A 24,134-nucleotide genomic window follows, 5' to 3' on the forward strand; every position below is an offset into this window, starting at 1 on the left:
CGATCAGTATGCCCCGCTGGGCTGCACCATGACCTTGGCGGTGCGCCACATGATCTGCAGATCGTTCATGACCGACCAGTTCTCGACGTACCGCAGGTCGAGGCGCACGCTCTCGTCCCACGAGAGGTCGCTGCGACCGGAGACCTGCCACAGACCGGTGATCCCGGGCTTGATGTAGAGGCGACGGAACACGGTGCCGTCGTAGGCGGTGACCTCGGTGGGCAGCGGCGGGCGCGGCCCCACGACGCTCATGTCGCCGATGAGGACGTTCCAGAACTGCGGCAGCTCATCCAGCGAGAGCTTGCGCAGGACCTTGCCCACACGAGTGACGCGCGGGTCGTCCTTCATCTTGAAGAGGAGGCCGGCTCCCTCGTTCTGCGCCTTGAGGGTGGCGAGCTGCTGCTCGGCATCCGTCTTCATCGAGCGGAACTTGACCATCTTGAAGCGGCGTCCGTCGCGGCCGACACGCTCCTGGAAGAAGAAGACCGGACCGGGCGAGTCGAGCTTGATCAGCAGTGCGAGCACGGGTGCCAGCAGGCCGATCGGGATCAGCGCGAGCGTGGCGACCGCGACGTCGAGGGCGCGCTTGAGGAGGTGCTGGCCACCCTCGTAGGTCGGGATCTGCACCTGGATCAGGGGCAGGCCCTCGACGGGCGCGAAGGAGATGCGGGGACCTGCGACATCGGTGAGTCGGCTCGAGAGCACGAGCTCGGCAGCTGTCCCCTCCAGCTGCCAGCTGAGCTGCTTCACGAACTCCGGCTCACCCTCGGGCCGGCTCGCCACGATGATCGTGTCGGCGCCGACCTCGGCGGCGACCGACGACACGGAGTTCACGTTCCCCAGAACCGGGAACCTCGTGTCGTCGATCTCGATGTCGCGTGCATTGCCGTCGAGGAGAGTCGCTCCGACCACCTGGTAGCCGGAAGCGCCGATCGGATGCAGCGTGCGGACGACGTACTCCACGTCGTCCCGATTGCCCACGACGAGCGTCCGAGAGGCGAATCGCCCCTGCGAACGCTGCGTCTGCAACCAGTGGCGCCACAACCACCTGGTCACCAGAAGCGTCAGAACACCGAGCGGCAGCCCCAGCAGCAGCATCAGTTGCATCGACTTCCATGCGAGCAGCACCGCCACGATGGCGATGATCCCGAAGGCGAGCCCCGAGGCGTGGACCACGCCTCGGTACTCGGTGGCACTCGCGCGGAACAGCGCGGCGTCCCGCGTGTGCAGCGCACTGAGCATGAGGTACCACAGCGCGGCGAGGGGGACACCGTCGCGGAGGACCTCGAGCCCGGAGACGCCGGTGGCCAGCTGGATCGTCGCGGTCAGGCCGACGGCGAACAGGATGACAGCTGCATCCGTGATCCGCAGTCGCATCCGATAGCGACGCTCCCACTGACGGCGTCTTTCCAGCGTCGCCGAGGCACGCGGTGTGACCACCGTGCGCGTCACCGACTTGGTGGCTCGCGGAGCGGCGACCGGCACGAAGCCCGTACGAGTGATGCTCAGGGCATCCTCGACGGAAGTCATGCCGAGGCTCCTTGAGCCGTGAATGTACGCAGATATCCCCAGTGCGTCATCAGATTTCCCCAGATTCCCCAGACCATGAACCCCACGTTCACGGCATCCGTCTGCGTCCCGACCCCTCGGGTCCTGCTGAAACTCTCCGTGATTCCCACATCGCGGAGTGCGTTTTTCGCCGTCCCACACGGCGGTCGCTGACAGCAGGCACTGCAGACTTCTCTCACTGTAGCGGAACATGGCCGCCATCGGAAGGTAATTCTGTCGAATGGACGAATCCGCTCTCCTCCTCGCGCCGCGCGAGCGCTATCCTTTCGCGGTGACCGCGAACTCAGACGCTCCGCGCTTCCGGCTCCATCGGATGCTGCCGCGCGATCCCGCCCAGCCGCATCGCACAGCGAGCACCCTCGAGCTGTTCTTCGACCTCGTGTTCGTCGTCGCCGTGAGCATCGCCTCCGCCCAGCTGCATGACGCGCTGCGCGAGGGCGAGTTCCTGCACGGCATCACCTCCTACGCGATGCTGTTCTTCGCGATCTGGTGGGCCTGGATGAACTTCACGTGGTTCGCGACCTCGTTCGACACGGACGACTGGCTCTACCGCGTCACCACGTTCGTGCAGATGGGCGGCGTCCTCGTGTTCGCCGCCGGCATCCCGAGCGCGTTCGACGAGGGCGACTTCACGATCCCCGTCATCGGCTACGTCGTCATGCGCATCGCCATGGTCGCGCAATGGCTGCGGGCGTCCCGGACCGCGGGGCCGCTGCGCTCGGCCACGCTTCGCTACGCATTCGGCATCGCGGCGGTCCAGGTGCTGTGGATCCTGTTCCTCCTGATCCCGACCGGACCGCTGCAGTTCGTCGCCTTCGCGGTGTTCGCGCTGATCGAGATCGCCGTGCCCGTCTTCGCCGAGTACCGCAGGCAGACGCCCTGGCACCCGCACCACATCACGGAGCGCTACGGACTGTTCACCCTCATCGTCCTCGGCGAGAGCCTGTTGGCGTCGGCGAACGCCATCGTGGACGCGCTGGACGAGGTCGAGGCGCTCGGGCCGCTGATCGCGATCGCCGTCCTCACGCTCGTGGTCACCGCCTCGCTGTGGTGGATCTACTTCTGGCCGCCGCATCATCGCGCCATCACGAGCTTCGGCCGCTCCCTCCGCTACGGCTACACCCACTACTTCGTGTTCGCCGCAGCCGCCGCCTTCTCGGCGGGGATCGAGGTCGAGCTCGACGTGCTCACGGGGGAGAGCCACCTCTCCAACATCGCGGCGTCGTTCACCGTCACGGTCCCGATCGCGATCTTCCTGATCGGGATCTGGTGGATCGCCATCCGCGAGAACGCCGATCGGGTGGTGAACACGGTGGTCCCGATCGGTGCGCTCCTGGTGCTCCTCGATCCGGTGCTCCCGGTGCCCGTCACCCTCACGGCGCTGATCCTCGTCGGGATCGTCGTGGTCCTGGTGATCCGGCCTCCGCTGCCGCAGGCGGACATAGACAAGACATAGCGCAGACAGGGAATGCTGATCGGAAGCTTCGCGAGCATGGTGGCCGGACACCAGCCGCCCGCCGAAGGAGCCAGATCATGAGCATTCCCGAACCGACCCAGACGCCCGACGGCCCCACCTACGAGGGGCGACTGCTCGACCGCGCCGACGAGGAGGTCGTCGACCAGGGCGCGGCGTTCGACATCCGCACCCTGATGAGTCGGCGCGGAGTGCTGGGACTGGCCGGCGTCGGTCTCGGTGCCGTGGTGCTGGCCGCCTGCGCGCCCGCGGCGTCCGGTGGGTCGACGGGCACGCCGACGCCGAGCGCGACATCCGGTCCGACGGCCTCGGGGGCGACGGTCGCCGAGATCCCCGACGAGACCGCAGGGCCCTATCCGGGCGACGGATCGAACGGGCCCGATGTGCTGGAGGATTCCGGGATCGTCCGCCAGGACATCCGGTCGTCGATCGACGGCGGCGCGATGGCCGAGGGCGTTCCTCTCTCCTTCGAACTGCAGATCCTCGACCTCGCGAACGGGGGAGTCCCCTTCGCCGGAGTGGCGGTGTACGCCTGGCACTGCACCGCCCAGGGCGAATACTCTCTCTACTCATCCGGCCTGGAGGACGTCACCTATCTCCGCGGCGTGCAGGTGGCGGATGCTCAGGGCCGGGTGTCGTTCACCTCCATCTTCCCCGGGTGCTATTCGGGTCGCTGGCCGCACATCCACTTCGAGGTCTATCCGGACGTCTCGTCGATCACCGACTCGACCACCGCGATCGCGACGTCGCAGCTGGCGCTTCCCGAGGCCGCCTGCACCGCGGTCTACGCGGAGAAGGCCTACGACGGGTCGTCGCAGAACCTCTCCCGGATCACGCTCGCCACCGACAACGTCTTCGGCGACGACGCCGGTGCGCTGCAGGTGGCGACGGTCACCGGAGACGTGTCCGCGGGCTACGCGGCCACCCTGGTCGTGGGCGTGGACACGACGACGGCACCCGTCGCCGGCGCGGCGCCGGGCGGAGGGCAGGGGGGACCGGGCGAGGGCGGGCAACCGCCGGCGGGCTGAGCGGGAAGACGCGGATTCGGGCACTGGGTCTGCGGTCTGCTATGCTGATGACGCAGCGTGTGTGCTTCGCCCCTCTCGGCCGCCACGTCGCCACTGATCAGGGCCATCACGGACCGCGCACATCGATGCGTGCGGAATCCGCCCTCGATCTCACATCTTGCGGAGCGCCGATGCGTGTCCGCCACACAGCAATGAGCATCACCATGAGTACGACCACCTTTCCCCCTTCCGATCCGTTGACCTGGAAGCAGGCCGACACCGACGTTCACGTCGCGACCCGCGGCGGCGAATTCGCCGGCTTCGTCGAGTTCGACGGCACCACGCACCTCGTGCGCGACAACCACGGCACCGAGCTCGGCACGTTCGACGCGCTCGACGACGCCTTCCGCGCTCTCGAAGAGGCGCACGAGCCGGCCCGCCGCGGACCGGCATTCCCGCCGATCCTTCCGCGCGCCTGGCGCCGGATGGCGCGTCGCGCCCGCGCCTGACGGCTCGTCAGCCCGCCTGCTCCTCCGGCCAGGTCTCCGGGATGCCGCCGTCCGGTGTCGCCGGAGTCACACCCTGCCAGGGCGTGATGATCTCCCAGCCGGTCGCGCGCTTGCGCAGGAAGAAGACGAGTTCGTCCTCGTCCTGCATCTCGGCCATAGCATCGGTCGTGTCCCCGCAGCTTCGGGGAAGCGAGGTGACCACGATCTCCGCGTCGCCGTCTCCCTCGAGCCAGTCGTCGACCTCGACGTTCCACGTCGTGGCGGGGATGTCCATGTACGACGTCGTGCCCGCCTGATCGGCGATGTGCCCGCGCGCGACGGCGTCGGCCTCCGAGGCCGCATCCGCCGGCGCGTCGAAGAACACCCAGTCGATGCACGTCTGCGATGTCGTCAGGCTCGTGCACGACAGGAGCGGCACCGTCAGCGCAGCGAGTCCGATCGTCGACGCGGCGGTGCGGGCGAGGAGGCGGTTCATGCAGGGATCATCGCACATCGGGGCGAAGAGGACACGGCGGGAACCGCAGCCGGACCCCCCTTTTCATGCACACGCGCAGCCGCGCGTCAAGGGTCGGCGATGTATTCCCGAAGGCGCATGGGGCCGGGGCTACTGTGAGGTAAGCGTTGGGCAATCGCCTTGGGCTTTCACAGCTCAAGGGCTCCGATCGTCAGGAGAAGATCATCTCCATCACACAGATCGAACCGACCGCGGCAACGCTGGGTCCGATTCGCCAGACGTACTCCGGCAACGCGGACTTCCCTCCCATGGCCAAGGCGTACAAGCAGGTGTCGCAGGTCGTCAAGGAGATGGGTCTGCTCCAGCGTGCCCAGTGGTTCTACGTCTTCGTCGCCGCCGGCATCGCCGTCGCCCTCGGTGGCCTCATCACCGGGTTCATCCTGCTCGGCGACAGCTGGTTCCAGCTGCTCATCGCCGCGGGCCTCGGCATCGTCCTGACCCAGATCGCGTTCCTCGGGCACGAGGCCGCGCACCGTCAGATCCTGACCACCGGGCCGGCGAACTTCAAGCTCGCCCGCATCGTGATCGCCAGCATCGGCATGAGCTACTCGTGGTGGGACTCGAAGCACACCAAGCACCACGGCAACCCGAACCAGGTCGGCAAGGACCCCGACATCGAGGTCGACACGATCTCGTTCCTCGAGGAGGACGCCGCGAAGGCGAAGGGTCTGATCAAGCTGATCACCCGCAAGCAGGGCTGGCTCTTCTTCCCCCTGCTCACGCTCGAAGGACTGAACCTCCACTTCCTCGGCCTGAAGTACCTGCTCACGACGAAGAACGTCAAGGGACGCTGGATCGAGCTCAGCATCATCGCGCTGCGGTTCGCCCTCATCCTCGTGCCCGTGTTCATGATGCTCCCGCTCGGAATGGCCTTCGCCTTCATGGGCGTGCAGTTCGCGGTGTTCGGCGTCTACATGGGAGCCGCGTTCGCCCCGAACCACAAGGGCATGCCGATCATCGAGCCCGGCGCCCGTCTCGACTTCTTCACCAAGCAGGTCCGCACCTCCCGCAACATCAGCGGCGGATGGTGGACGACCTGGCTCATGGGCGGCCTGAACTACCAGGTGGAGCACCACCTCTTCCCGAGCATGCCGCGACCGTACCTGTCCAAGGCGCGCGAGATCGTCCGCGACTACTGCGCGGCGAACGACGTGCCGTACACCGAGACCAGCCTGGGCCGCTCGTACATGATCGTGATCGAGTACCTGAACCGGGTGGGACTCTCCGCCGGCGCCGATCCGTTCGACTGCCCGGCAGTGGCGCAGTTCGGTCGGGCGTAACCCCAGACTTCACCGGGCCCGATCAGCCCGGGAAACACAGAGGCGCGAGCAGGAATCCCTGCTCGCGCCTCTGTCGTCGGTGCGGTCCTACTTGGACTTCTTCTTCGTCTCGACCACGTCGATGGTGATCTTCTCGAGGGGACGGTCGTCGTCCAGCTCGTCGTCGAGAACCTCGTCGCCGAGGAACGTCTCCGCGGGCGCCTCGTCGGCGGGTGCGTCGGCCGGTGCCTCGGCGGTCTCCGACGGTGCGACCGCCGCGAACTCCGTCGGCAGCGAGTCGTCGGAGAAGATGCCGTCGGGGCGGATGAGCTCCTTGACCTCGGCCATGAAGCTCGTGAGCTGCTGCTGCTGCCAGCGCAGCTGCCGAGTACGGTCCTCAGCGTCGTGCAGCACGGCCGTGGTGTGACCGGTGACCGAATCGACGATCTTCTGCGCCTTCGCACGAGCACGCTCGAGGGTCTCGCGAGCACGGACCTGCGCCTCGGCCTCGATGGCCTGCGCCTGGGAGCGAGTCAGGCGCTCGTAGTCCTCTGCGCGCGCCGAGATGCGCTGGGCGTGCTCGAGGGATGCGGCGACCTGCTCGTTGGCGTCGTTGGTGATGCGCTCGGCGTGCGCCACGGCCTGGTTGTGCAGCACGAGGAACTCCTGCTGCGCGTCGTCCTGCCGGCGGGTGAGGGTCTCCTCGAACTCCAGCACGCGCGCGTTCATGTCGCGCACCTCGCGCTCGGCGTCCGCCCGCAGCTGGGTGGTCTCGCGCGTGACGAGGGAGCGCAGCGCGGCCGCGCCCTTCTCGGCCTCGGTGCGGATCGCGGTCGCCTCCTGGGCGGCCTGGTTGACCTTCTCGGTCGCGTGCGCGGCCTCGCGCTCGATGCGCGCCTCGTGCGCGGTGTACTCGGTGTCCATCTTGAGGCGCACCTGGTCGGCGTCGCGCTGCGCCTGGGCGGTGATCCGCTCGGCGTCGGCGTCGGCCTCGGCGCGCTGTGCGGTGACCTCCTCGCGGGCGGACGTCATCAGGCGATCGGCCTGCACCGCGGCGTTCTGGATGAGGACGTTCGCCTGCTCCTCGGCGACACGCAGGATCGCCTCGAACTGCTGACGCGACGGAGCCTCTTCGCCGTCTGCCTGCGGCGCGTCGACGAGCTCCGAGGTGAGGGTCGCGACCTGCTGCTCGGCGTCGGAGGCCTTGGCGTTCGCGGCGGTCAGCTCGCTCTCGAGCGCTTCGCGGGCCTTGCGCTCCTCTTCCCGCACCGCTTCGACGGCCTCCTCTTCGCGTGCCTGAGCCTCGGCGACATCGGCGGCGGCCTGCTTGAGCTGGTTGCGGAGGGTCGCGAGTGCGGCGTCGACCTCGCCCTTGTCGTAGCCGCGGAAGCCGACGGTGAACGCGCCCGTGCCCGCGCCCTGCTGGTCGCGCGGCGGGGTCTCGATCAGCTGGTCGAAGAAGTCCGGCGAGCGCTCGCCGTCGCGGTCGGCGGATCCGGAGGAATCGCTCATGTGGTTCATGCCTTTCTGGCGTGGCCACACGGCGGAGCTGCGGCTCCATCCCGATGGACGGGATCGTGCGACCGGAGGAGGTCGTCTGGGCTCACGCCACGACCGTGACCCGGCGGAGGGCCGGCCAGGCGAGGCGCGCCTCTCAGCCTAGTTGCGTCGGCGGGATCCTGCGCGTCCGGTTTCGGGGCGTGGGCGGCAGGCGTCCCGTCGCGGGGGATCAGGCGTCGCGCTCCCAGCGGGCGTTGCGGTCGTCGAGGAGCGGGCCCCGCCGATACCCGATCGTCGCGCCGTCGCCGACGGTCACCCCGCGTGCGTCGGCGATCGAGGCCACGCGGGATCGCAGGTCCGTCCAGGGCTGCGCCGTCTGCGGGAAGCCCAGGTACTCGCGGAACGTCTCGACCTGCATCCGCGTGCCCTCCGGATCGGCCACGAGGCGGACGATCGTGTCATCCGGTTCGGCGAAGCGGATGCCGTAGCCGCCGTCCTCGCGGATGGTGCACTCTTCGCGCGCCGTCACCGTCGCCGACGCCAGGATCTCCCGCGCGAGCGCTTCCGGGGCGTGGATGACGAGCGGGGTGCCGAGCACGTCGAGCGTCTCGGCGAGTCGCGCGGCGGCGTACCTGTTCCCCGTGTGCTCGCCGTCCTGGGCGGCGCGGCGCTTCGACCGGCTCCTCAGGAGAGGGCCGCCGATGATCAGCGCGAGGATCAGCAGACCGAGCAGGAGATAGAGGGGAAGGTCCACGGCGAACGCGGCGCCCGTCAGTGCAGCGGGATCAGATGGTCGAGGACGAGCTCGCCGGTCGCGTTGAGCGACTGCATCATCTCGGCGATCAGTCGTGCGTCGATCGGAGGGTTCTCGGCGGCGTCGAAGCCGAACTGCAGGGGGATCGCGGGGTGGATCCACACGGTCGCGCGCTGGTCGATGCCGCTGTCGACGGGACGCCAGGTCATCATGAAGCTCTCCTGGCGGCGGAGCTTGGTGGCGATCACGATCTTCAGGTGTGCGAGCGTCACATCCTCGATCAGGATCGGGTCGGACGTCCCGTCGTACCTGAGTCTTCCCATGCTTGCACGCTACACCCGGCGCGGACCCTGCCTCTTCCGGAGCCGTCGCGCAACCCCCTCTGCATCCGCGGGACGGGTCGATAGCGTCGCAGGAGGATACGGAGGAAGAAGACGAGCGGAGGGCAGGATGCAGACCATGGTGCGCGCGCGGATCGCACTCAACGAAGCAGAGTTCTTCCTGGCTCAGGGCCAGGACGTCGCGGATCTCCGACGGCGGATCGAGGAGGCGATGCACTCCGGCGGGCGGTTCGTGGACTTCGTCGTGGTCGGCAATCGTGCGATCAGCGTCCTCATCGCCTCCGCCACCCAGGTCGTGATCTCGGTCGAGACCGTGGACTTCGACGCCAGGGACACCGGCGATGACGCGATGCCGTACGGCGGGGAGTTCGACCTGCTCTGACGCGGCGCTCCGACGCGGATCCGCCGCGCCCTCGGAGGTGCACGCGGACGCACGTCGCGGCACTGGTACGGTGACGACGGAGGGCACACGCCCCTGGGGCCGCCGAACGAAAGAAAACCTTCGAGATGAAGCGACCGTCCCGCGTGCGCCTCGGCCGCATCGGGATCGCCGCCGTGCTCGCGGTCGCGATCGGCGCACTCGCGCCCCTGCTCTCGTCGAGCACCCCGGCGGTCGCCGCCACGGACGGCCGGATGGTCTATCCGGCTTCCGGCAACATCCAGTCCAAGGTCGGCGACGGCTGTCGCAACAACTACCGCGCACACGACGGCATCGACATCTCGGGCCAGGGTGGAACCCCGATCCTCGCGGCCTACGACGGTGTGATCAAGTCACGGACGGTCAACAGCGGCTACGGGAACTACACCGACGTCGAGCACCCGGGCGGATACGTCACCCGGTATGCCCACATGGCATCGCCCGGGACCTATGCGCCGGGGACCAGGGTCGTCCGCGGCCAGCAGATCGGCGTGGTCGGCAACACGGGCAACTCGCCGGCGTACCACCTGCACTTCGAGGTGCGGCTGAACGGGAGCGTCTACACCGCGGTGAACAACGGCTTCACGTGTCTCTCGAACATCACGCGCGGCGGGACGATCCCCATGCTCTTCCCCGGTCTCGGCTCCGGGCCGGCACCGTCGGTGGGCGCGGCCGACTACACCGGTGACGGCAAGGCGGACCTGCTGGTCGTCGCGGGGAACGGCGACCTCCGGCTCCGCGCCGGGACCGGGGCCGGAGGGTTCCAGCCTCCGACGACGGTCTTCTCGGGCTGGGGCAGCACGCGGCGGCATGTGACCCACACCGACTTCAACGGTGACGGGAAGGCGGATATCCTCGTGGCGCGTGAAGACGGCGCGCTGGAGTTCTACGCCGGGACCGGGGACGGCAAGTTCGCCCGCGCGACGACTCCGGGCGCCGGCTGGTACGGCGTGCTGCATATCGCGTCGGGTGCGGATTACACGGGTGACGGACGGCAGGATGTCCTCGGTGTGTCTCCGAGCGGGGTCCTGACCATCTACCCGGGTAACGGAGCCGGTGGATTCCGCAGTCCGAGCATCAGGGCCGGTGCGGGGTGGCAGGGCTTCCACTTCCTCGTCGGCGGAGACTTCGACAACGACGGACGCGGCGATGTCGTCGCCGTGGCGGATTCGGGCAAGCTCTACTTCTATCGGGGCACCGGCAGCGGCCTCGGACCGCCGCAGCTCGTCGGCGAGGGGTGGCAGGAGATGACCGCTCTCACCGGCGGCGTCGACTACAACGGCGACGGCCGCGCCGACCTGCTCGCACGGACCCCCTCCGGCCAGCTCTACCTGTACCCGGGCAACGGCAACGGCACGTTCGGAACCCGGTCCCTGGTCAGCGCGGACTGGGCCGACCACCTCGCCATCGAGTAGAGTAGCCGTTCCCGAGGCGCGGTCGCGCCGAGGGAGCGCGGTGCGCGGGGCGTATCGTGGGCCCATGGCAGACCCCACGTTCGAGGAGATCGCCGCGGCACTCTCCGCGGGACCCCCGGAAGCGTTCGTCTCCTCCCGCAAGGCCCGTGCCGAGGAATCCGGGAGTCCCGAGCTCGCGTCGCGGATCCTCGCGCTCCGCAAACCGTCGATCGCCGCCTGGGTCCTCAACGTCTTCGCTCAGGAGCGCGCGGCACAGCTGCGGGAGGCGCTGCAGCTGGCGGCAGAGCTGCGCGAAGCGCAGGACGATCTGGACGCGCGAGCCCTGGCGAAGCTGGGACGCGAGCGGCGCGCCTTGACCCGCCGTCTCGCCGAGGGCGCGGCCGAGCTGGCGAGATCCCGAGGGGAGCGCATCACCTCCGCGACGGTCGAGGCCGTCGAGCAGAGCATCTCCGCGGCGTTCTTCGATCAGGACGCCGCCGCCGCGGTCGCCTCCGGCCGACTGGTGCGGGCGCTCGAGGCGGGGGCGACATCGGACGACGTGCGCGATGCCATCGCGGGAGAGCTGCCGGGGCGGGAGCCCGTGCCGCAGCGCCCGCCGGATGAGCTTCAGGCGCGACGGGTCCGCCGAGAAGCCGAACGCCGACTGGCTGCGGCGGAGAAGGAGCAGGCGTCCGCGGAGAAAGAGCTCGGGAAGCGCGATGCGGAGCTGGAGACGCTGCAGGAGCGCACGGAGGAGCTGTGCGAGAGGGTGACCGCCCTCGAGGAGGAGCTCGCCAAGGTGCGGGAGGAGTCATCGCGCGTGCAGCAGGACCTGCCGCGGGCGAGGGAGGCGCGCGCCACGGCGGCGGAGCAGGCGGATGCCGCTGCCGACGCGGTGGCGGAGGCGCGGCGGTCGCTGGAGGAGCTCTAGACGCCGGGTCATAGCCGTCCGCCGACCGCCTCAGGCCTCAGCTCGAGCGATGCCGGAGGCGCCCCGGGAGGAAGGGGAGGATCGGCGCGCGGTACTCGAGGGCGCCGGCATCCTCGGGGCGGAGGGTGATCTCCGCGCTCCCGAAGCGCCAGAGCCGGTTGAACAGGAACACGCCGATGGTCACGGCGCGATCGGCCGGGACCTGCCAGGTGCCCGCACCCCACTGCGTCGGCTGGCCGCGTCCGCCGATCACGAGCGTCGGTCGGATCCCGCCGTAGAGCGCGAGGGGCGGCTTGCGCAGCAGGAGGTCGATGCGTCGGGTCGCGTCGTCAGCGGTCACCGCCCGAGTCTACTTCGGGAGCTTCGGGACCCCATGCCGGTGGTGTACGCCTCCCAGGTGTCGAGGGAACCGGGGGGCCGCGGACGCGAGGGGAGGTCCGCAGCACCCCGGCCGTCACGCTCGGTACGAGACGATCTCCGCGGCCAGCGCGGCCAGGGACTCGCCGGCGAGGGAGGGGTAGAACAGCCCCTCGATGCGGTCGATCGACTCCGGCAGCCGGGCGCCGAACCCGCCTGCTCCCGATGCGGCCCCGCAGAGAGCGCCGACGAACGCGGGGACGCTGTCGGACTCACGGGCGAACAGTGCTGCGAGCGGGAGTGCGGTCTCCGCCCGACCCTGTGCGGCGCGCAGGAGCAGGAACGCCAGGGGGAGTGTCTCCGCCGCCGTGCCGGGCTGGCTGTACAGGCGCGGGCTCAGCGCGGTCAGGATGCGCGGCAGGTCGAGGAAGACGTCGACGGGGCCGAGGTCCGCGGCGGTGCGGAACCCCGCAGCGAGCCAGGAGTCCTCCGGCGCCTCGTGCACCGCGAGGTCGAGAGCGTCGTCGATCGAGCGACCGGCGGCCAGCTCGGCGACCGCGACCGCCATGGCCGCAGCGGCCCACACGCCGTCCCTGCCGTGCGTGATCGATGCCCAGCGGGTCGCCTCGCGGGCCGCGCTCGCCGGGTCGCCCGCGTGCAGGAGCCCGTGGACCACGCCGGACGGGACGGCACTGTCGGAGGCGTCGGCGGGATTGTCGCTCCCGGTGACCGGGGGCACGTCGCCGCGCTGCGCGTTCACGATCGCCGAGCGCTCGGCGATGCCGGACCAGACGTCGTCGGCCAGCGCGTGACGACGCCACTCGGCGAACAGCCCGTCGGGGTCGTCCGGATCCGCGCTCAACGCGGCGCGGGCGGCGAGCACGGCGGCCTCGGTGTCGTCGGTCGGCATGAGCCTCGTGCCGTCCACGGTGATGGCGTCGAAGGGGATGAGCGGCTTCGCGACCTGCGCGCGGTCGAGGTCGGCGGACCCGAGCCACATCCGCGAGCGCACCCAGGGGGAGCGCACCGTGCGGTGGTAGTCGGCGGGGAGGCCGATCGCGTCGCCGACGGCGAGGCCGAGGAGCGCGCCGTGGACGCGGTCGAGACGATCAGGAGACATCGATGAGCCCTTCGTCGGAGCGTCGCGTGCGGTCGGAGGCGAGGGAGGCGTCGTGCAGACGGTCCGCCAGGTCGAGCAGGTCGGTGCCGGCGGTGGCGAGGATGCAGCGGCCGTGCACCTCCAGCACCTGCGTGGTCCACTCGGGCGGGAAGGCGTCGAACCCGCACATCGCGCCGGTCAGTGCTCCGTTGATCGCCGCGATCGTGTCGGAGTCGCGGCCGATGTTCACGGAGGCGATCAGGGCGTCCTGGAAGTCGCCGCGCGCGGCCTCGAACAGCCCCATGGCCAGGGCGACGGCCTCGGGCGCCGCGTCGGCCCAGGGGTAGTGGAAGAGCGAGATCTCCTCGTAGAGCTCCGCCATCGCGCCTTCCGCCGAGGAATGGGTCGCCCCGATCCGCACGGCGCGCTGCACGAGGCGGGCGGTCCAGGAATCGACCGGAAGCGCGGCGATGACGGCGTCGCGCACCTCTTCGTACGAGGTGGTGACGAGGGCGGTGGCGACACCGGCGGCGATCGCCTCCGCCGCATAGATCCCGTCGTAGGCGTGGCTGACGCGCGCGTCGATCCGCGCGAGGCGTCGGGCTTCGAGCGGGTCGCCGCTCGCGAAGATGCCGATCGGGGCGACGCGCATCGCTGCGCCGTCGCTCCAGCGCTCGTAGTTGCGCATGCCGGATGCCGGCGGGTTCACGCCGTGCGCGAGATTCGCGATGGCGACCATCTCGCTGAAGCCGGCGCCGTAGAAGCCGCCGCGCTGCTCGGCGACGGCCTCGCTCCACGCGGCGGCGACCTTCTCGGAGGTGAGCGCGCTGCCGTGCGCGAGGATCGCCGTGGCGGTGAGGACCGCGTACTCCGTGTCGTCGGTACCCGCGGCATCGGGCGCGAGGGACGCCACCCGGCCGAACTCCTCGTGGATCTGCTGGATGGTCATGCCCTCGGTGGGGGCGCCCATCGCATCGCCGATGGCCAGACCGACCAGCGCCCCCCGGGCGCGGTCACGGCTCACGCGAATCCAAATCGTTTTGCGTTCATGGTTGCCACTATAGGCGAACGGACTTCTCCGTTGTTGCCTGGGATTGCAGAAATGTTTTGACATCCTTCGGGGAATGGATCATGCTGATCTCGCGGTAAACGCAAAACGTTATGAGTCTCAAGGAGGTGGCGTCGGTGGCACCAGAGGTAGGCATCGCAGAAGTCGCACGGGCAGCCGGCGTCAGTGTCTCGACCGTCTCCCAGGTCCTCAGCGGCAACCGTCCGGTGAGCGAGGCCACGCGCCGCAAGGTGACGGCGGCCATCGAGAACCTCGACTATCGGCCCCACCCCGGCGCGCGCAGTCTCCGGAGCCGTCGGACCGAGTCGATCGCCCTCCTCGTCCCCGACATCACCAACCCCTTCTACCCCCTCGTCGCGGTCGGGATGCAGGACATCCTGATGCCCGCCGGATATCTGCTCTCGGTGGTGGATGCGGGCAGCCAGACCGGGAGCGGCCACCTGCTGCGCCACGTGCTCGAGCGCCGGTTCGACGGCGTCGCACTGCACGCGGACGGACTGTCCGAGAACGATCGTCGCCGCATCACCGACTCGCAGACGCGTGTGGTGGCCCTCGGCAGCGACATCGAGATCGAAGGCAGCGACTACGTCGAGTCCGACGACGTCGGCGGTTTCGCGACGGTCGTTGCCCACCTCCTCAGCACCGGGCGCCGCGCCATCGGCTTCATCGCCGGTGAGGAAGTGGCCGACCCCACCAAGCTCCGCGTCCGCGGCTTCCGGGAGGCGTTCGCCGCCGCCGGTCTGTCGGTCGCGGAATCCGACATCGTCTTCACCTCGTTCACCCGCGAGGGCGGCCATGCCGGCGTCGAGGCGCTCTATGCGCGGAGGACCGACTGGGACGCGATCGTGTGCGCCAACGACCTCATCGCGATCGGGGCCATGGAGTCGCTGCGCGGGCGCGGCATCCGCATCCCCGACGACGTCGCGGTGAGCGGCTACGACGACATCGAAGCCGCCGCCCTCGTCCACCCCAGCCTCACGACGGTGGAGAACCCCGCCCGCGAGATCGGGCGCACGGCCGCGCGACTGCTCCTCTCCCGTCTCTCCGGCGACAACGCCGACGGCCCGACTCAGCACATCACCCTGGCGACCCGACTCGTCGTGCGCGAGTCGACCGCCTCCGCACCCGAAACCCGCACGAAAGGCATGCAATGACAAAGAAGTTCACGCGCTGGAGCGCCGTCGTGGCGATGACCGCCGCCGGTGCTCTCCTCGCCGGATGCGCATCCTCCGGCACGCCCTCGGACACGGTGACCTACTGGAGCGCCTTCATCTCGAAGGACACCGAGCGCTACTACCAGGAGCACTACGTCGACGCCTTCAACAAGGCCTCCGACGACGCGCAGGTGAAGATGGAGGTCAAGCAGCTGCAGAACCTCGGGTCTCTCACCGACACCGCCGTCTCCGCGGGCCGCGGTGCCGACGTGGTGTACTCGGCCGGACCGTCGAGCGCCCTCGGATTCGCCGCTGCGGACCGCATCGACTCGCTCGACGACTACTCGGCGGAGTACGGGTGGGAGGACATGCTCCAGCCCTGGGCGTATGAGGCGAGCAAGGTCGACGGCGAGCTCACCTCGGTGCCCGTCGAGTACGGCTCCATCGTGCTGTACTACAACCCCGGTGTGTTCGAGGAGCACGGCTGGACCGTGCCGACCACGCGCGCGGAGTTCGAGAAGGTCGCGCAGGAGGCCCAGGACGCGGGCATCATGCCCATCGGCGCGGGCAACAGCGGCTACCAGGCGCAGAGCGAGTGGTACCTCTCGGCGTTCCTCAACATGGCCGTCGGCCCGCAGAAGCTCTACGAGGCGCTGACCGGAGAGGCGAAGTTCACCGACCCCGAGTTCGTCGACGCGATCGCCCTCTTCCAGGACCAGATCGACAAGAAGTGGTGGGGCGGCGGCAAGGACCGCTGGTTCACGAACACCGACACCGACATGCTCACCGGTCTCGCCGATGGCAGCATCGCGATGTACATCACCGGCACCTGGGCGTTCGGCGACGCGGAGTCGTACTTCGGCGAGGCGGCCGGCAACGATCAGGAATGGGACTGGGCACCACTGCCGTCGCTCAGCGATGACGTCGAGCCCGGGGTGTACCCGATGGCGATCGGCACGTCGCTCTCGGTGAACTCGGCCTCGAATAACAAGGACGGCGCCGCGGCGTACATCGACTCGGTGATCAACGATCCGGCGAAGTCCTACGACTACCTCGCCGCGACCGGTCAGAACCCGCCGCCGCTGGTGGACTTCTCCACGATGCCCGCCGAGGTCGACGAGCGCGCCGCACGTCTGTACACGGATGCCCCGGAGAGCGGCAACCTCGGCTACGCGAGCTGGACCTTCTTCCCCGCTGCGACCGACACGTACCTGTGGTCGGAGTTCGACAAGGTGATCCTGGGCGACATGACGCCGAAGGACTACCTCGCCGGCCTGCAGAAGACGTTCGACAAAGAGCTGAGCGCCGGCAAGGTCGTCACGCCGTTCGCTCCGTCCGCCGACTGATGACGACGGCGACGCACACCCCGGGGGCGGCCAGGCGCCGCCCCCGGGTCCGCCGTACCCGAGTGGCGGCGTGGCTCTTCATCTCGCCGCTCGCGATCGTGAGCCTGCTCGTCATCGGCGGGCCGGGCGTCGCCTCCCTCGTCTTCTCCTTCACCGACTGGGACGGCCTCGGCGCCGCCTCCTTCATCGGGATCGACAACTACATCGAGCTGTTCCAGAGTCCCGCCGTGCTCTCGGCGATCTGGCACAACCTGATCTGGACGCTCTTCTTCCTGGTCGTGCCCATCACGATGGCGCTGCTCGGGGCGTTCCTGCTGTCCCGCATCCGTCGCGGTCAGGCGGTCTTCCGGGTCCTGTACTTCATCCCCTACGTGCTGGCGACGATCGTCTCGGCGACCATCTGGCGCCAGATCCTCAGCCCCACGGCGGGCATCGGCCCGGCACTGTCGTCCTTCGGGCTCGACTGGCTGGCCGACGTGAACTTCCTCGGCGATCCGTCACTCGCTCTCGGCGCGGTCGCGTTCGTCAACAACTGGCAGTGGTGGGGCTTCCTGCTCGTGCTGTTCGTGGCGGCGATGCAGGGTGTGAACCCCGCGCTCTACGAGGCGGCACGGCTCGACGGAGCGAACGCGTGGCAGGAGTTCTGGCACATCACGCTGCCGGGCATCCGTCCGACGTTCATGTTCCTGGTGCTCATGACCGTGATCTGGTCGTTCCTGGTCTTCGACTACGTGTACATCCTCACGCAGGGTGGACCGGCCGGTTCCACCGACGTGCTCGCGACGGTGCTGTACCGCACCGCGTTCGCGGAGCAGCGCGCCGGGTACGCCTCCGCGATGGCGATGCTGCTGTCGGTCATCAGCGCGGTCGTGGTCGGCGGATACCTCTTTCTCCGCAAGAAGCTCGATTGGGACGTGTGATCATGACGACAGGCATCGACCTCCCGCGCACCGGGAGCACACGTCGCGAGGCCTCGGCACGGCGCCGGGGCGAGACCGCACGTCGCGACCCCCGGAGGCCGCGGCCGCTGAGCTGGCTCGTGCTCATCGTGCTCGCGGTGTACGCCGCGGGTCCGCTCGTGGTGTTCCTCTTCAATGCGCTGAAGACCCCGGCGGAGATCAGTCGCTCCCCGATCGGCGTTCCGACCGAGTGGCGCTGGGACAACTTCGTGCAGGCGTTCACGGATGCCGACATGGGTCAGGGCCTGCTGAACAGCTTCCTGATCTCGGTCAGCACCGCGGCCGGCGTGTGCGTCATCGCGAGCATGGCCGCGTACTCGATGACGCGCCTCGACCTGCCGGGCAAGGGGGCGTGGATCCTCTACATCCTGGTGTCGACGTCCCTCCCGATCCAGCTGTTCCTGGTGCCGCTGCTGTCGCTGTGGTCGACGCTCGGCCTCTACAACAGCCAGTTCGGGCTCATCGTCATCTACTGGGCGGTGTACTCTCCGTTCGCGACGATGCTCCTGCGTGCGTTCCTCCTCACCATCCCCAAGGAGTACGAGGAGGCGGCACGTCTCGACGGCGCGGGGGAGTGGCGTCTGTTCTCGCGCGTGATGGTGCCGATGATCTGGCCGGGCATCCTCACCGTCGCCCTCGTCTCCGGGCTGCAGGCGTACAACGAGTTCCTGCTCGCGGTGACGTTCATCCAGGACAGCGACAAGCTTCCTGTGGCCCTGTCGCTGTTCTCCTTCCAGCAGTCGCAGTCGCCGAACTGGGCTCTCGTGAGCGCGGCCGGCCTCATCATGGCCATCCCGGTTATCGTGGTGTTCCTGCTGCTGCAGCGGAAGTTCATCGAGGGATACACCCAGGGAGGGCTGGCGAACTGATGGCACGGATCACGGTGGTCGGGAGCGCGAACGTCGACCTCGTGGTCGGTGTGCGCTCCATCCCGTCGCCGGGGGAGACCGTGCTCGGCGGCGGACTCGTGCGGCATCCGGGCGGCAAGGGCGCGAATCAGGCCGTCGCCGCCGCGCTCCAGGGCGCGGAGGTCGATCTCCTGGTGGCGGTCGGCGACGATGACGAAGGCCGCTATCTGACCGACCGGATCGGTGCGGCGGGCGTCGACGTGTCCCGCCTGCAGGTCGTCTCCGACCGACCGACCGGCACGGCACTCATCACCGTGAGCGACGACGGAGAGAACGCGATCGTCGTCTCGCCCGGTGCCAATGCGGAGCTGCAGGTCGCGGAGCTCCGGGGTGACATCGTCAGCGTGAGCTGCGAGATCTCGACCGACGCGGTGCGACAGGCGCTCGAAGCCGGGCGAGCGGCGGGCGCGATGACCGTGCTGAATCCCTCCCCGATGCCCGACGAGCCGACCGCGCTGATGCCCCTGGTCGACCTGGTCGTGCTCAACCATCACGAGGTCGAGCAGCTCGCCGGCGTCTCCGTCGCCGATGTCGACGCCCTCGTCGCGCGGCTGGGAGAGATCGGATGCCGCGCCGCGGTGATCACGCGCGGCTCTCGGGGATCTCTCGTGCTCGAGGACCTCGACGGCCCGGCGCCCCGCGTGAGCGTCGTCGACGCCTTCGCTGTCACCGCCGTCGATACGACCGGGTGCGGCGATGCCTTCACCGGGGCGATGGTCGCCTCTCTGGCCGCAGGTGCGTCGTTGGTCGTGGCGTGCCAGGACGCATCGGCGGTCGCCGCGATCGCCGCGACCCGGCCGGGTGCCCAGAGCTCCTACCCGACGGCGGACGAGGTCGAGAGCTTCCGTGCGCAGTCCGCTGCGCGTCGCTCCGCGTAGGAGGGCCCAGGAAGCGGTCCGGTACCCGAACGGCTCCCACCGGGCAAAGCAAAACCCCCGCCATGTAGAAGCTAGGCGAGGGTTTCTGGGCTGATTGTAATGATCAGCCGTGTGGCTCCGACCGGCATCGATCCGGTGACCTTTCGATTTTCAGTTGTATGCGATGGGGTAGCGGGTGCTCGTTGATCGCCGTTTGCCGCGAGAATCTGCGGAAGTCGTCATGGTTGGTCGCGGCTGGTTGAGGGTGGTTTCAGCGGAGCTACCGGCACAGAACCGGCACGGCTGACTCAGGCGCAGAGGTCGACCAGCCGCGAGCTAACTTCGTCTCGAAGCTCGGTGGACATCGCAAAACCCGCTGACAGTTGGAGCAATCGTGGACGGTCCATGATCCAACCTGCACGTTGCGAGTAGCGAATCCATTGAGGCTGCGGAACCGAGATAACGCTGGGTACACAGAACACGCGTACCGGGTGCACGGCCCACTTAACGTGGGATGCGATCACGTCAAGATTGATATCCGAGAGCTTTTCATCCCAGTTCTTGCCGGTGGCACATTGCACAAGGAAATGTAGGTATCCGCCCCTGTTGTCGACGGATGGAAGCCACGCGACGACGTCCATTCCAAGGTCCTTGTCCTTGGGCAACGGTTCGTTAAACACCTCAAGGTTGGTGAGGCTGGACGCCTTGGCATAGTCCTTGATTCGTTTCCGAAAGGACTTAGGCATTCCCTCCCGCGCGGGATGCCCGACTCGCACCACGCTCTCACCCAGGCGGAGGGCTAACAAGTGGCGAACGAGCTCTTCGAACAGCGTCCGGTCTTCAGCGTCGATCTCGCCGAGAGCCAAGAGGCACAAGTAGGCGTGCAGCATTACGACGTCAGGGTCAGCGTCCTCGTTCGGAACCAGCCGCGTTTCGGTGATGGAGAGCGGCCAGCCGTCGCCGTACAGAGCCTGTCGGGTTCGAAGCTCTTGCCAAGTCTGCTGCTCGAGGAGATCGGGGTTGCCAATGTCCTCACGAGAGATCACCGATTTCAGGTCGCCGCGTTTCAGGTCCCGGCCCTGCAGGAGCGCGACACACTCACACCAATCGGCAACCTCAGATGCGCTCGGAGCAGTTCCTACGGGGAAAGCAGGGCTGATGTTCACTCGGCATCTACCACCGCGCTGAGGCCCTCAACGACCTGAGCAAGACGGGCGACACCCGAGACGATGTCATCATCGGTGCGGTAGATGCTTATCAAGCTGGCCACGTCGCGGAGGGCACGTTCCGCGCTCTGTACGCGCTTGAGCAGGTACGCCTTCTCGCCGTCACTGAACTCGTAGGCGGCTTCAAGGTCACCTGTCTTTCGCAGGTAGGCGGTCGCGGTCTCGCTGGCCAACACCGGCGCAAGTCGATTCGTGATTGCACGCGAGTCAGAGATAACAGGTGCGGTTTCCTCGGATCCGAAGACCCAAGTGACAACTTCTTCGAGCTGGTCTAGATGGTCATCTGGGACCAAAGCATCGACTCGCTCGACTGGGAGCCGGCGCGGAATGTTGAGAAACGTCTTGATCGAGCGCTGTCCGAGGGTGACCTCGAGTAGTGAGAACCGTTCACGGATTGGGCGTTCCGGCAGGTCGAGATCCTTTTTTACTTGCTCGAAAACTACGTAGTCCTGGTAGAGCTTCTTGACTGTCTGCCCCGTGTCTCCTACGAGGTCCTCGATCTCGCTAAGGTCCTTGCCGTCGTCAATCAGCTGGGCGATGAACCGTGCGCGCTGGAAGGGCGCCCACTTCTTGGGCCCGGTGATGTGTCGAAACCCGAGAAAAGGGAACACATCTTCGCGCTTCTCGTATTTCACGCAGGGCACGAGTTCCAGTGCGGAGCGTTGAGCAGGGGTGAGTTCCGGCCAGTCCTTGATCCCAAGACTAGCTCGTGCTTTGGACGACAGCAGGATCTTCAGGGTCGTCAGGCGTCGGTTCCCTTCGACGACCACCCACCCGGACTCATCTGGTACGACCACGAGTGGCTCTTCGGCGAAGTAACCGTTGTCCGCGAAAGATGCGGCGAGCTCGTCAAGCGACTCGGTTTCATACAGCAGCCGCATGAGCTTTTCTTGGGTGGGGGTGCCCGAAGTGACAAGCCGAGGGTTGCGCGTGTCGAGCAGCAACTCAGCCACCGGAAGGTACTCGAGAGATCGTTTGGTCAGCTCATCGAGAGGCTCTGCGATGATCTCGTTGCTGTCGGCCATTGAGACTCCTCGTTCGTTGCGTTCGCCGCCAGACTACTGGGTACCGCTGCCCATAGAAGTTGACATGCGTCCGGATTTCTGTTGAGCTCAGAACCTGAGGGAGGATAGTGCTGTGCTGAGCGTCTTGTCGTTGTTCTCTGGTGCCGGCGGTATGGATGTCGGTCTCTCGAGAGCGGGCTTCAATCACGTTGGGCTCATCGAGCTAGGGCAGCGGCAGCGTGAAACCCTAGATCTGAACGGCGTCGGTCCGCTCCTTGGCGATGGAGACGTGAACGCGCTGGCGAAGGTTCTGGATCCGGGCGAGCTGGGCTTGGCTCCTGGCGAACTGGATCTTCTGGCGGGCGGCCCTCCATGTCAGCCGTTCTCGATGGCGGCACAGTGGGCGGCGAGGGGAAGACAGGGCATGCTTGACCCGCGCGCCGAGACCGTCGTGAGCACTCTTTCGCTAGTCCGCAAGTTTTTGCCACGAGCGGTGCTCTTCGAGAATGTCAAAGGGTTTGTCCAAGGGCCGCGCGCAGCCATTGGCTACCTGGAGAGCGAGTTCGCGAGCATCCGCGATGAAACCGGTGTCCGGTATCAGCTCCACGTCCGTATGATCAATGCTGCTGACTTCGGCGTGCCGCAGAACAGGCAGCGCGCAATTGTCGTGGCGATTCGTGATGAAGCGGAGTTCGTTTGGCCGACGCCGACCCACGATGAACACCCGCTCACTGCATGGGACGCCCTATGGGACGTTGATGTCGCGACGCGTCCATCAAATCGAGGAAAGTGGGCCGACCTTCTGCCGCTGATTCCAGAGGGTAACAACTACCTGTGGCTGACGAGTAGGGGGCAGGGGCCGGAACTGTTCGGATATCGAACCAAGTACTGGAACTTCCTTCTTAAGCTCGCCCGAGATCGGCCATCTTGGACGCTGCCTGCTTCGCCAGGACCGTCAACGGGGCCGTTTCATTGGGAAAATAGACCGCTGGCGATGGAGGAACAGCTTCGGCTTCAGTCCTTCCCCGACGGATGGAGAGTCGCGGGAAACTATCGAGAGCAAACCCTCCAGATTGGCAACGCTACCCCTCCGCTACTTGCCGAAGTTCTCGGGCAGGCCATCAAGCGAACTCTGGTTCGAGCACCGGCCGAAAAGCCCTCGCTGCTTCGCGGGCCCGCCGCTAAAGCGCCGGTACCGCAGAGAGCCGAGACGGTCGTGCCCCTGCGCTATGTCGCCATGGTCGGCTCCAAGGACGCGCATGCTGGCGAAGGCAAGGGTCCAGCAGCGAAGCCCCTCCCATCGGCGAAAGAGGACACCGACGTCGCTATGGCCGTGCTCTAGAACTCAAAGAGCGCAGGGCCTGGATCGTATGCCTGAACAGGCGCCCCGTTCCCTCTGCCGTCAGCGCGATGCCATGACAGATCATCGAACGTGAAGGATGTATCGGCCTCAAAGAGCACACCGACACGAAGTGTTATTTCAGCTGAGCCCTGGACTCGAATTTGAGCCGGGTACGGGGCTGAAGAGATCTCCCAATGAGGCTCAAGCCTTGACCCCTCGGGAAGCAGAGCCGTGAAATCGACGATCTCGCCGATCTCGTACTCAATAAAGGTGGCACCCTCGTCTGTTCGGCGAACAGAGACCCGATCCAACGCCCCGCTCCACTGGACGTCGTCGGTCTCGAAATGGTACGGGGCGCGATCGAACCCGATCGCCTCTGCATCCGGCGCGAGTTGCTCCTGGAAATCTGATTCGAGGAAGTAAGAGCGGAATACATCGTCTCTGGCGTTCAGTAGGGCATCGTTCGTGGAAACGCTTTGCCAGGGCAGATGGTCCAAGAGCCACGGGGCGAGGTCTCGAACAAGTTCAACGGATCCGGCTAGTGAGGCGGCCTCGTCGCGGAGTGACTGCGCGAGGCCTTCCCCTCCGTCGGTGAATGCGCGGTCCGCTGAAATGAGCACTACCTCCTTCCCGTCTCTAGCTAGTTCGAGCGCACTGTGCCAGACCAGCGCGTCGCGATAGCCCCCGCCCTTATGGTCAAATGGCGCAGTTCGAGTTGTCGCACGACTGACCAATTCTTGATGCGAGACTGAAGGCCAGCGCAAGATAGTGAAGCCCAAGCGCTCGTCCCATAGCTCAGTCACGTATGCACGGTAGTCCAATGGTGCTGAACGAGGGATGGCATCGAGAATGCCGAGCCGCTGACACTCGAGGGCTGCCTTGTTGAGCCTCGCTAAAGCGTCTTCGCTTTGGCGTTCATGATTCGCGACTAGCTCCTCAACGACTGGCCCGGGAATCGCAACTGCTTCAATCGTCCTCGATATTGCATGTTCAAGAAGCTGAACGGTGGCGCCTTTGAATAGCCAGTCTCGATACAGCTCGGTGGAGTCCAGCACCAGTGTCTTCACACTCTGAAGTTAGCGTAGCCGGCGCGCGACGCTGATGAGGAGCGCCCGGACCGCAGCGTAGCGAGGACCGGACGCA

24 protein-coding genes are annotated in these 24,134 nt (G+C 67.4%); 13 read left to right on the plus strand and 11 right to left on the minus strand.

The annotated features are described in order from the left end of the window. Positions 1 to 3: 3 nt before the first annotated feature. Positions 4 to 1,530 (minus strand): sugar transferase, encoded by a 1,527-nt coding sequence (locus tag MME74_RS02920; protein WP_267417190.1) that lies wholly within the window; start codon positions 1,528 to 1,530, stop codon positions 4 to 6. 352 nt (positions 1,531 to 1,882) lie between these two features. Between MME74_RS02920 and MME74_RS02925 the strand changes: the two genes are divergently transcribed. The 3 genes from MME74_RS02925 (at position 1,883) to MME74_RS02935 (ending at position 4,559) form a co-directional block, all read left to right on the plus strand. Continuing rightward, positions 1,883 to 3,025 (plus strand): low temperature requirement protein A, encoded by a 1,143-nt coding sequence (locus tag MME74_RS02925; RefSeq protein ID WP_267418510.1) that lies wholly within the window; start codon positions 1,883 to 1,885, stop codon positions 3,023 to 3,025. A gap of 77 nt (positions 3,026 to 3,102) precedes the next feature. Further along, positions 3,103 to 4,071, plus strand: coding sequence for an intradiol ring-cleavage dioxygenase (locus tag MME74_RS02930; protein WP_267417191.1), 969 nt, complete (start codon positions 3,103 to 3,105; stop codon positions 4,069 to 4,071). Positions 4,072 to 4,274: 203 nt separating this feature from the next. Then, entirely contained in the window at positions 4,275 to 4,559 is a 285-nt protein-coding gene (locus MME74_RS02935) for a hypothetical protein (protein ID WP_267417192.1), read from the plus strand. A gap of 7 nt (positions 4,560 to 4,566) precedes the next feature. Here the strand turns inward: MME74_RS02935 and MME74_RS02940 are convergent, their stop codons facing one another. Beyond that, positions 4,567 to 5,034 (minus strand): hypothetical protein, encoded by a 468-nt coding sequence (locus tag MME74_RS02940; protein WP_267417193.1) that lies wholly within the window; start codon positions 5,032 to 5,034, stop codon positions 4,567 to 4,569. A 200-nt stretch (positions 5,035 to 5,234) separates the two neighbouring features. Between MME74_RS02940 and MME74_RS02945 the strand changes: the two genes are divergently transcribed. After that, complete coding sequence (locus MME74_RS02945) at positions 5,235 to 6,353, plus strand: acyl-CoA desaturase (protein WP_324170133.1); 1,119 nt, start codon at positions 5,235 to 5,237, stop codon at positions 6,351 to 6,353. 87 nt (positions 6,354 to 6,440) lie between these two features. On the opposite strand, the gene MME74_RS02950 is transcribed toward MME74_RS02945, so the two are convergent. The 3 genes from MME74_RS02950 to MME74_RS02960 all read right to left on the minus strand — a co-directional run bounded on the left by MME74_RS02950 (position 6,441) and on the right by MME74_RS02960 (position 8,909). Further along, entirely contained in the window at positions 6,441 to 7,844 is a 1,404-nt protein-coding gene (locus tag MME74_RS02950; RefSeq protein WP_267417195.1) for a cell division initiation protein, read from the minus strand. Between the two features lie 217 nt (positions 7,845 to 8,061). Next, positions 8,062 to 8,586, minus strand: coding sequence for a hypothetical protein (locus tag MME74_RS02955; protein ID WP_267417196.1), 525 nt, complete (start codon positions 8,584 to 8,586; stop codon positions 8,062 to 8,064). A 17-nt stretch (positions 8,587 to 8,603) separates the two neighbouring features. Then, the gene (locus tag MME74_RS02960) at positions 8,604 to 8,909 is read right to left on the minus strand and encodes a hypothetical protein (protein WP_267417197.1); all 306 of its coding nucleotides are present in this window, start codon (positions 8,907 to 8,909) and stop codon (positions 8,604 to 8,606) included. Between the two features lie 136 nt (positions 8,910 to 9,045). Between MME74_RS02960 and MME74_RS02965 the strand changes: the two genes are divergently transcribed. From MME74_RS02965 to MME74_RS02975, 3 genes are all read left to right on the plus strand, one after another. Further along, positions 9,046 to 9,309: a hypothetical protein gene (locus MME74_RS02965; RefSeq protein ID WP_267417199.1), complete on the plus strand. Its 264-nt coding sequence runs from the start codon at positions 9,046 to 9,048 to the stop codon at positions 9,307 to 9,309. A 125-nt stretch (positions 9,310 to 9,434) separates the two neighbouring features. Next, positions 9,435 to 10,760 (plus strand): FG-GAP-like repeat-containing protein, encoded by a 1,326-nt coding sequence (locus tag MME74_RS02970; RefSeq protein WP_267417200.1) that lies wholly within the window; start codon positions 9,435 to 9,437, stop codon positions 10,758 to 10,760. Between the two features lie 64 nt (positions 10,761 to 10,824). Next, positions 10,825 to 11,670: a transposase gene (locus MME74_RS02975; protein ID WP_267417201.1), complete on the plus strand. Its 846-nt coding sequence runs from the start codon at positions 10,825 to 10,827 to the stop codon at positions 11,668 to 11,670. Positions 11,671 to 11,707: 37 nt separating this feature from the next. Here the strand turns inward: MME74_RS02975 and MME74_RS02980 are convergent, their stop codons facing one another. The 3 genes from MME74_RS02980 to MME74_RS02990 form a co-directional block, all read right to left on the minus strand. Continuing rightward, positions 11,708 to 12,010, minus strand: a complete 303-nt coding sequence (locus MME74_RS02980; RefSeq protein ID WP_267417202.1) for a hypothetical protein — start codon at positions 12,008 to 12,010, stop codon at positions 11,708 to 11,710. Between the two features lie 114 nt (positions 12,011 to 12,124). Further along, positions 12,125 to 13,147: an ADP-ribosylglycohydrolase family protein gene (locus tag MME74_RS02985; protein ID WP_267417203.1), complete on the minus strand. Its 1,023-nt coding sequence runs from the start codon at positions 13,145 to 13,147 to the stop codon at positions 12,125 to 12,127. Further along, positions 13,137 to 14,150 (minus strand): ADP-ribosylglycohydrolase family protein, encoded by a 1,014-nt coding sequence (locus tag MME74_RS02990; RefSeq protein WP_267417204.1) that lies wholly within the window; start codon positions 14,148 to 14,150, stop codon positions 13,137 to 13,139. The genes MME74_RS02985 and MME74_RS02990 overlap by 11 nt, the downstream gene beginning before the upstream one ends. Positions 14,151 to 14,311: 161 nt before the next feature. On the opposite strand from MME74_RS02990, the gene MME74_RS02995 reads away from it, so the two are divergent. From MME74_RS02995 to MME74_RS03015, 5 genes are all read left to right on the plus strand, one after another. Further along, positions 14,312 to 15,349 carry a LacI family DNA-binding transcriptional regulator gene (locus MME74_RS02995; RefSeq protein ID WP_267417206.1) on the plus strand — a complete coding sequence of 346 codons (1,038 nt, stop codon included), beginning with the start codon at positions 14,312 to 14,314 and terminating at the stop codon, positions 15,347 to 15,349. Further along, positions 15,346 to 16,695 carry an ABC transporter substrate-binding protein gene (locus MME74_RS03000; protein ID WP_267417207.1) on the plus strand — a complete coding sequence of 450 codons (1,350 nt, stop codon included), beginning with the start codon at positions 15,346 to 15,348 and terminating at the stop codon, positions 16,693 to 16,695. The genes MME74_RS02995 and MME74_RS03000 overlap by 4 nt, the downstream gene beginning before the upstream one ends. Positions 16,696 to 16,757: 62 nt before the next feature. Beyond that, complete coding sequence (locus MME74_RS03005; RefSeq protein ID WP_267417209.1) at positions 16,758 to 17,615, plus strand: carbohydrate ABC transporter permease; 858 nt, start codon at positions 16,758 to 16,760, stop codon at positions 17,613 to 17,615. 2 nt (positions 17,616 to 17,617) lie between these two features. Beyond that, complete coding sequence (locus MME74_RS03010) at positions 17,618 to 18,523, plus strand: carbohydrate ABC transporter permease (RefSeq protein WP_267417210.1); 906 nt, start codon at positions 17,618 to 17,620, stop codon at positions 18,521 to 18,523. Beyond that, complete coding sequence (locus MME74_RS03015; protein ID WP_267417211.1) at positions 18,523 to 19,440, plus strand: ribokinase; 918 nt, start codon at positions 18,523 to 18,525, stop codon at positions 19,438 to 19,440. Before MME74_RS03010 ends, MME74_RS03015 begins: the two co-directional genes overlap by 1 nt. Positions 19,441 to 19,727: 287 nt before the next feature. Here the strand turns inward: MME74_RS03015 and MME74_RS03020 are convergent, their stop codons facing one another. Together MME74_RS03020 and MME74_RS03025 are read right to left on the minus strand one after the other, a co-directional pair. Beyond that, a complete protein-coding gene (locus MME74_RS03020; protein ID WP_267417212.1) occupies positions 19,728 to 20,585 on the minus strand; it encodes a hypothetical protein in 858 nt (285 codons plus the stop codon). Continuing rightward, the gene (locus MME74_RS03025) at positions 20,582 to 21,670 is read right to left on the minus strand and encodes a ParB N-terminal domain-containing protein (RefSeq protein WP_267417213.1); all 1,089 of its coding nucleotides are present in this window, start codon (positions 21,668 to 21,670) and stop codon (positions 20,582 to 20,584) included. Before MME74_RS03025 ends, MME74_RS03020 begins: the two co-directional genes overlap by 4 nt. A gap of 112 nt (positions 21,671 to 21,782) precedes the next feature. Between MME74_RS03025 and MME74_RS03030 the strand changes: the two genes are divergently transcribed. After that, the gene (locus tag MME74_RS03030; RefSeq protein WP_267417214.1) at positions 21,783 to 22,991 is read left to right on the plus strand and encodes a DNA cytosine methyltransferase; all 1,209 of its coding nucleotides are present in this window, start codon (positions 21,783 to 21,785) and stop codon (positions 22,989 to 22,991) included. Here MME74_RS03030 and MME74_RS03035 read toward each other — a convergent pair. Next, positions 22,988 to 24,058 carry a PIN domain-containing protein gene (locus MME74_RS03035; RefSeq protein ID WP_267417215.1) on the minus strand — a complete coding sequence of 357 codons (1,071 nt, stop codon included), beginning with the start codon at positions 24,056 to 24,058 and terminating at the stop codon, positions 22,988 to 22,990. The genes MME74_RS03030 and MME74_RS03035 overlap by 4 nt on opposite strands. Between the last annotated feature and the right edge of the window lie 76 nt (positions 24,059 to 24,134).

This window comes from Microbacterium oxydans, from assembly GCF_026559675.1.
Classification (GTDB): Bacteria; Actinomycetota; Actinomycetes; order Actinomycetales; family Microbacteriaceae; genus Microbacterium; species Microbacterium oxydans_D.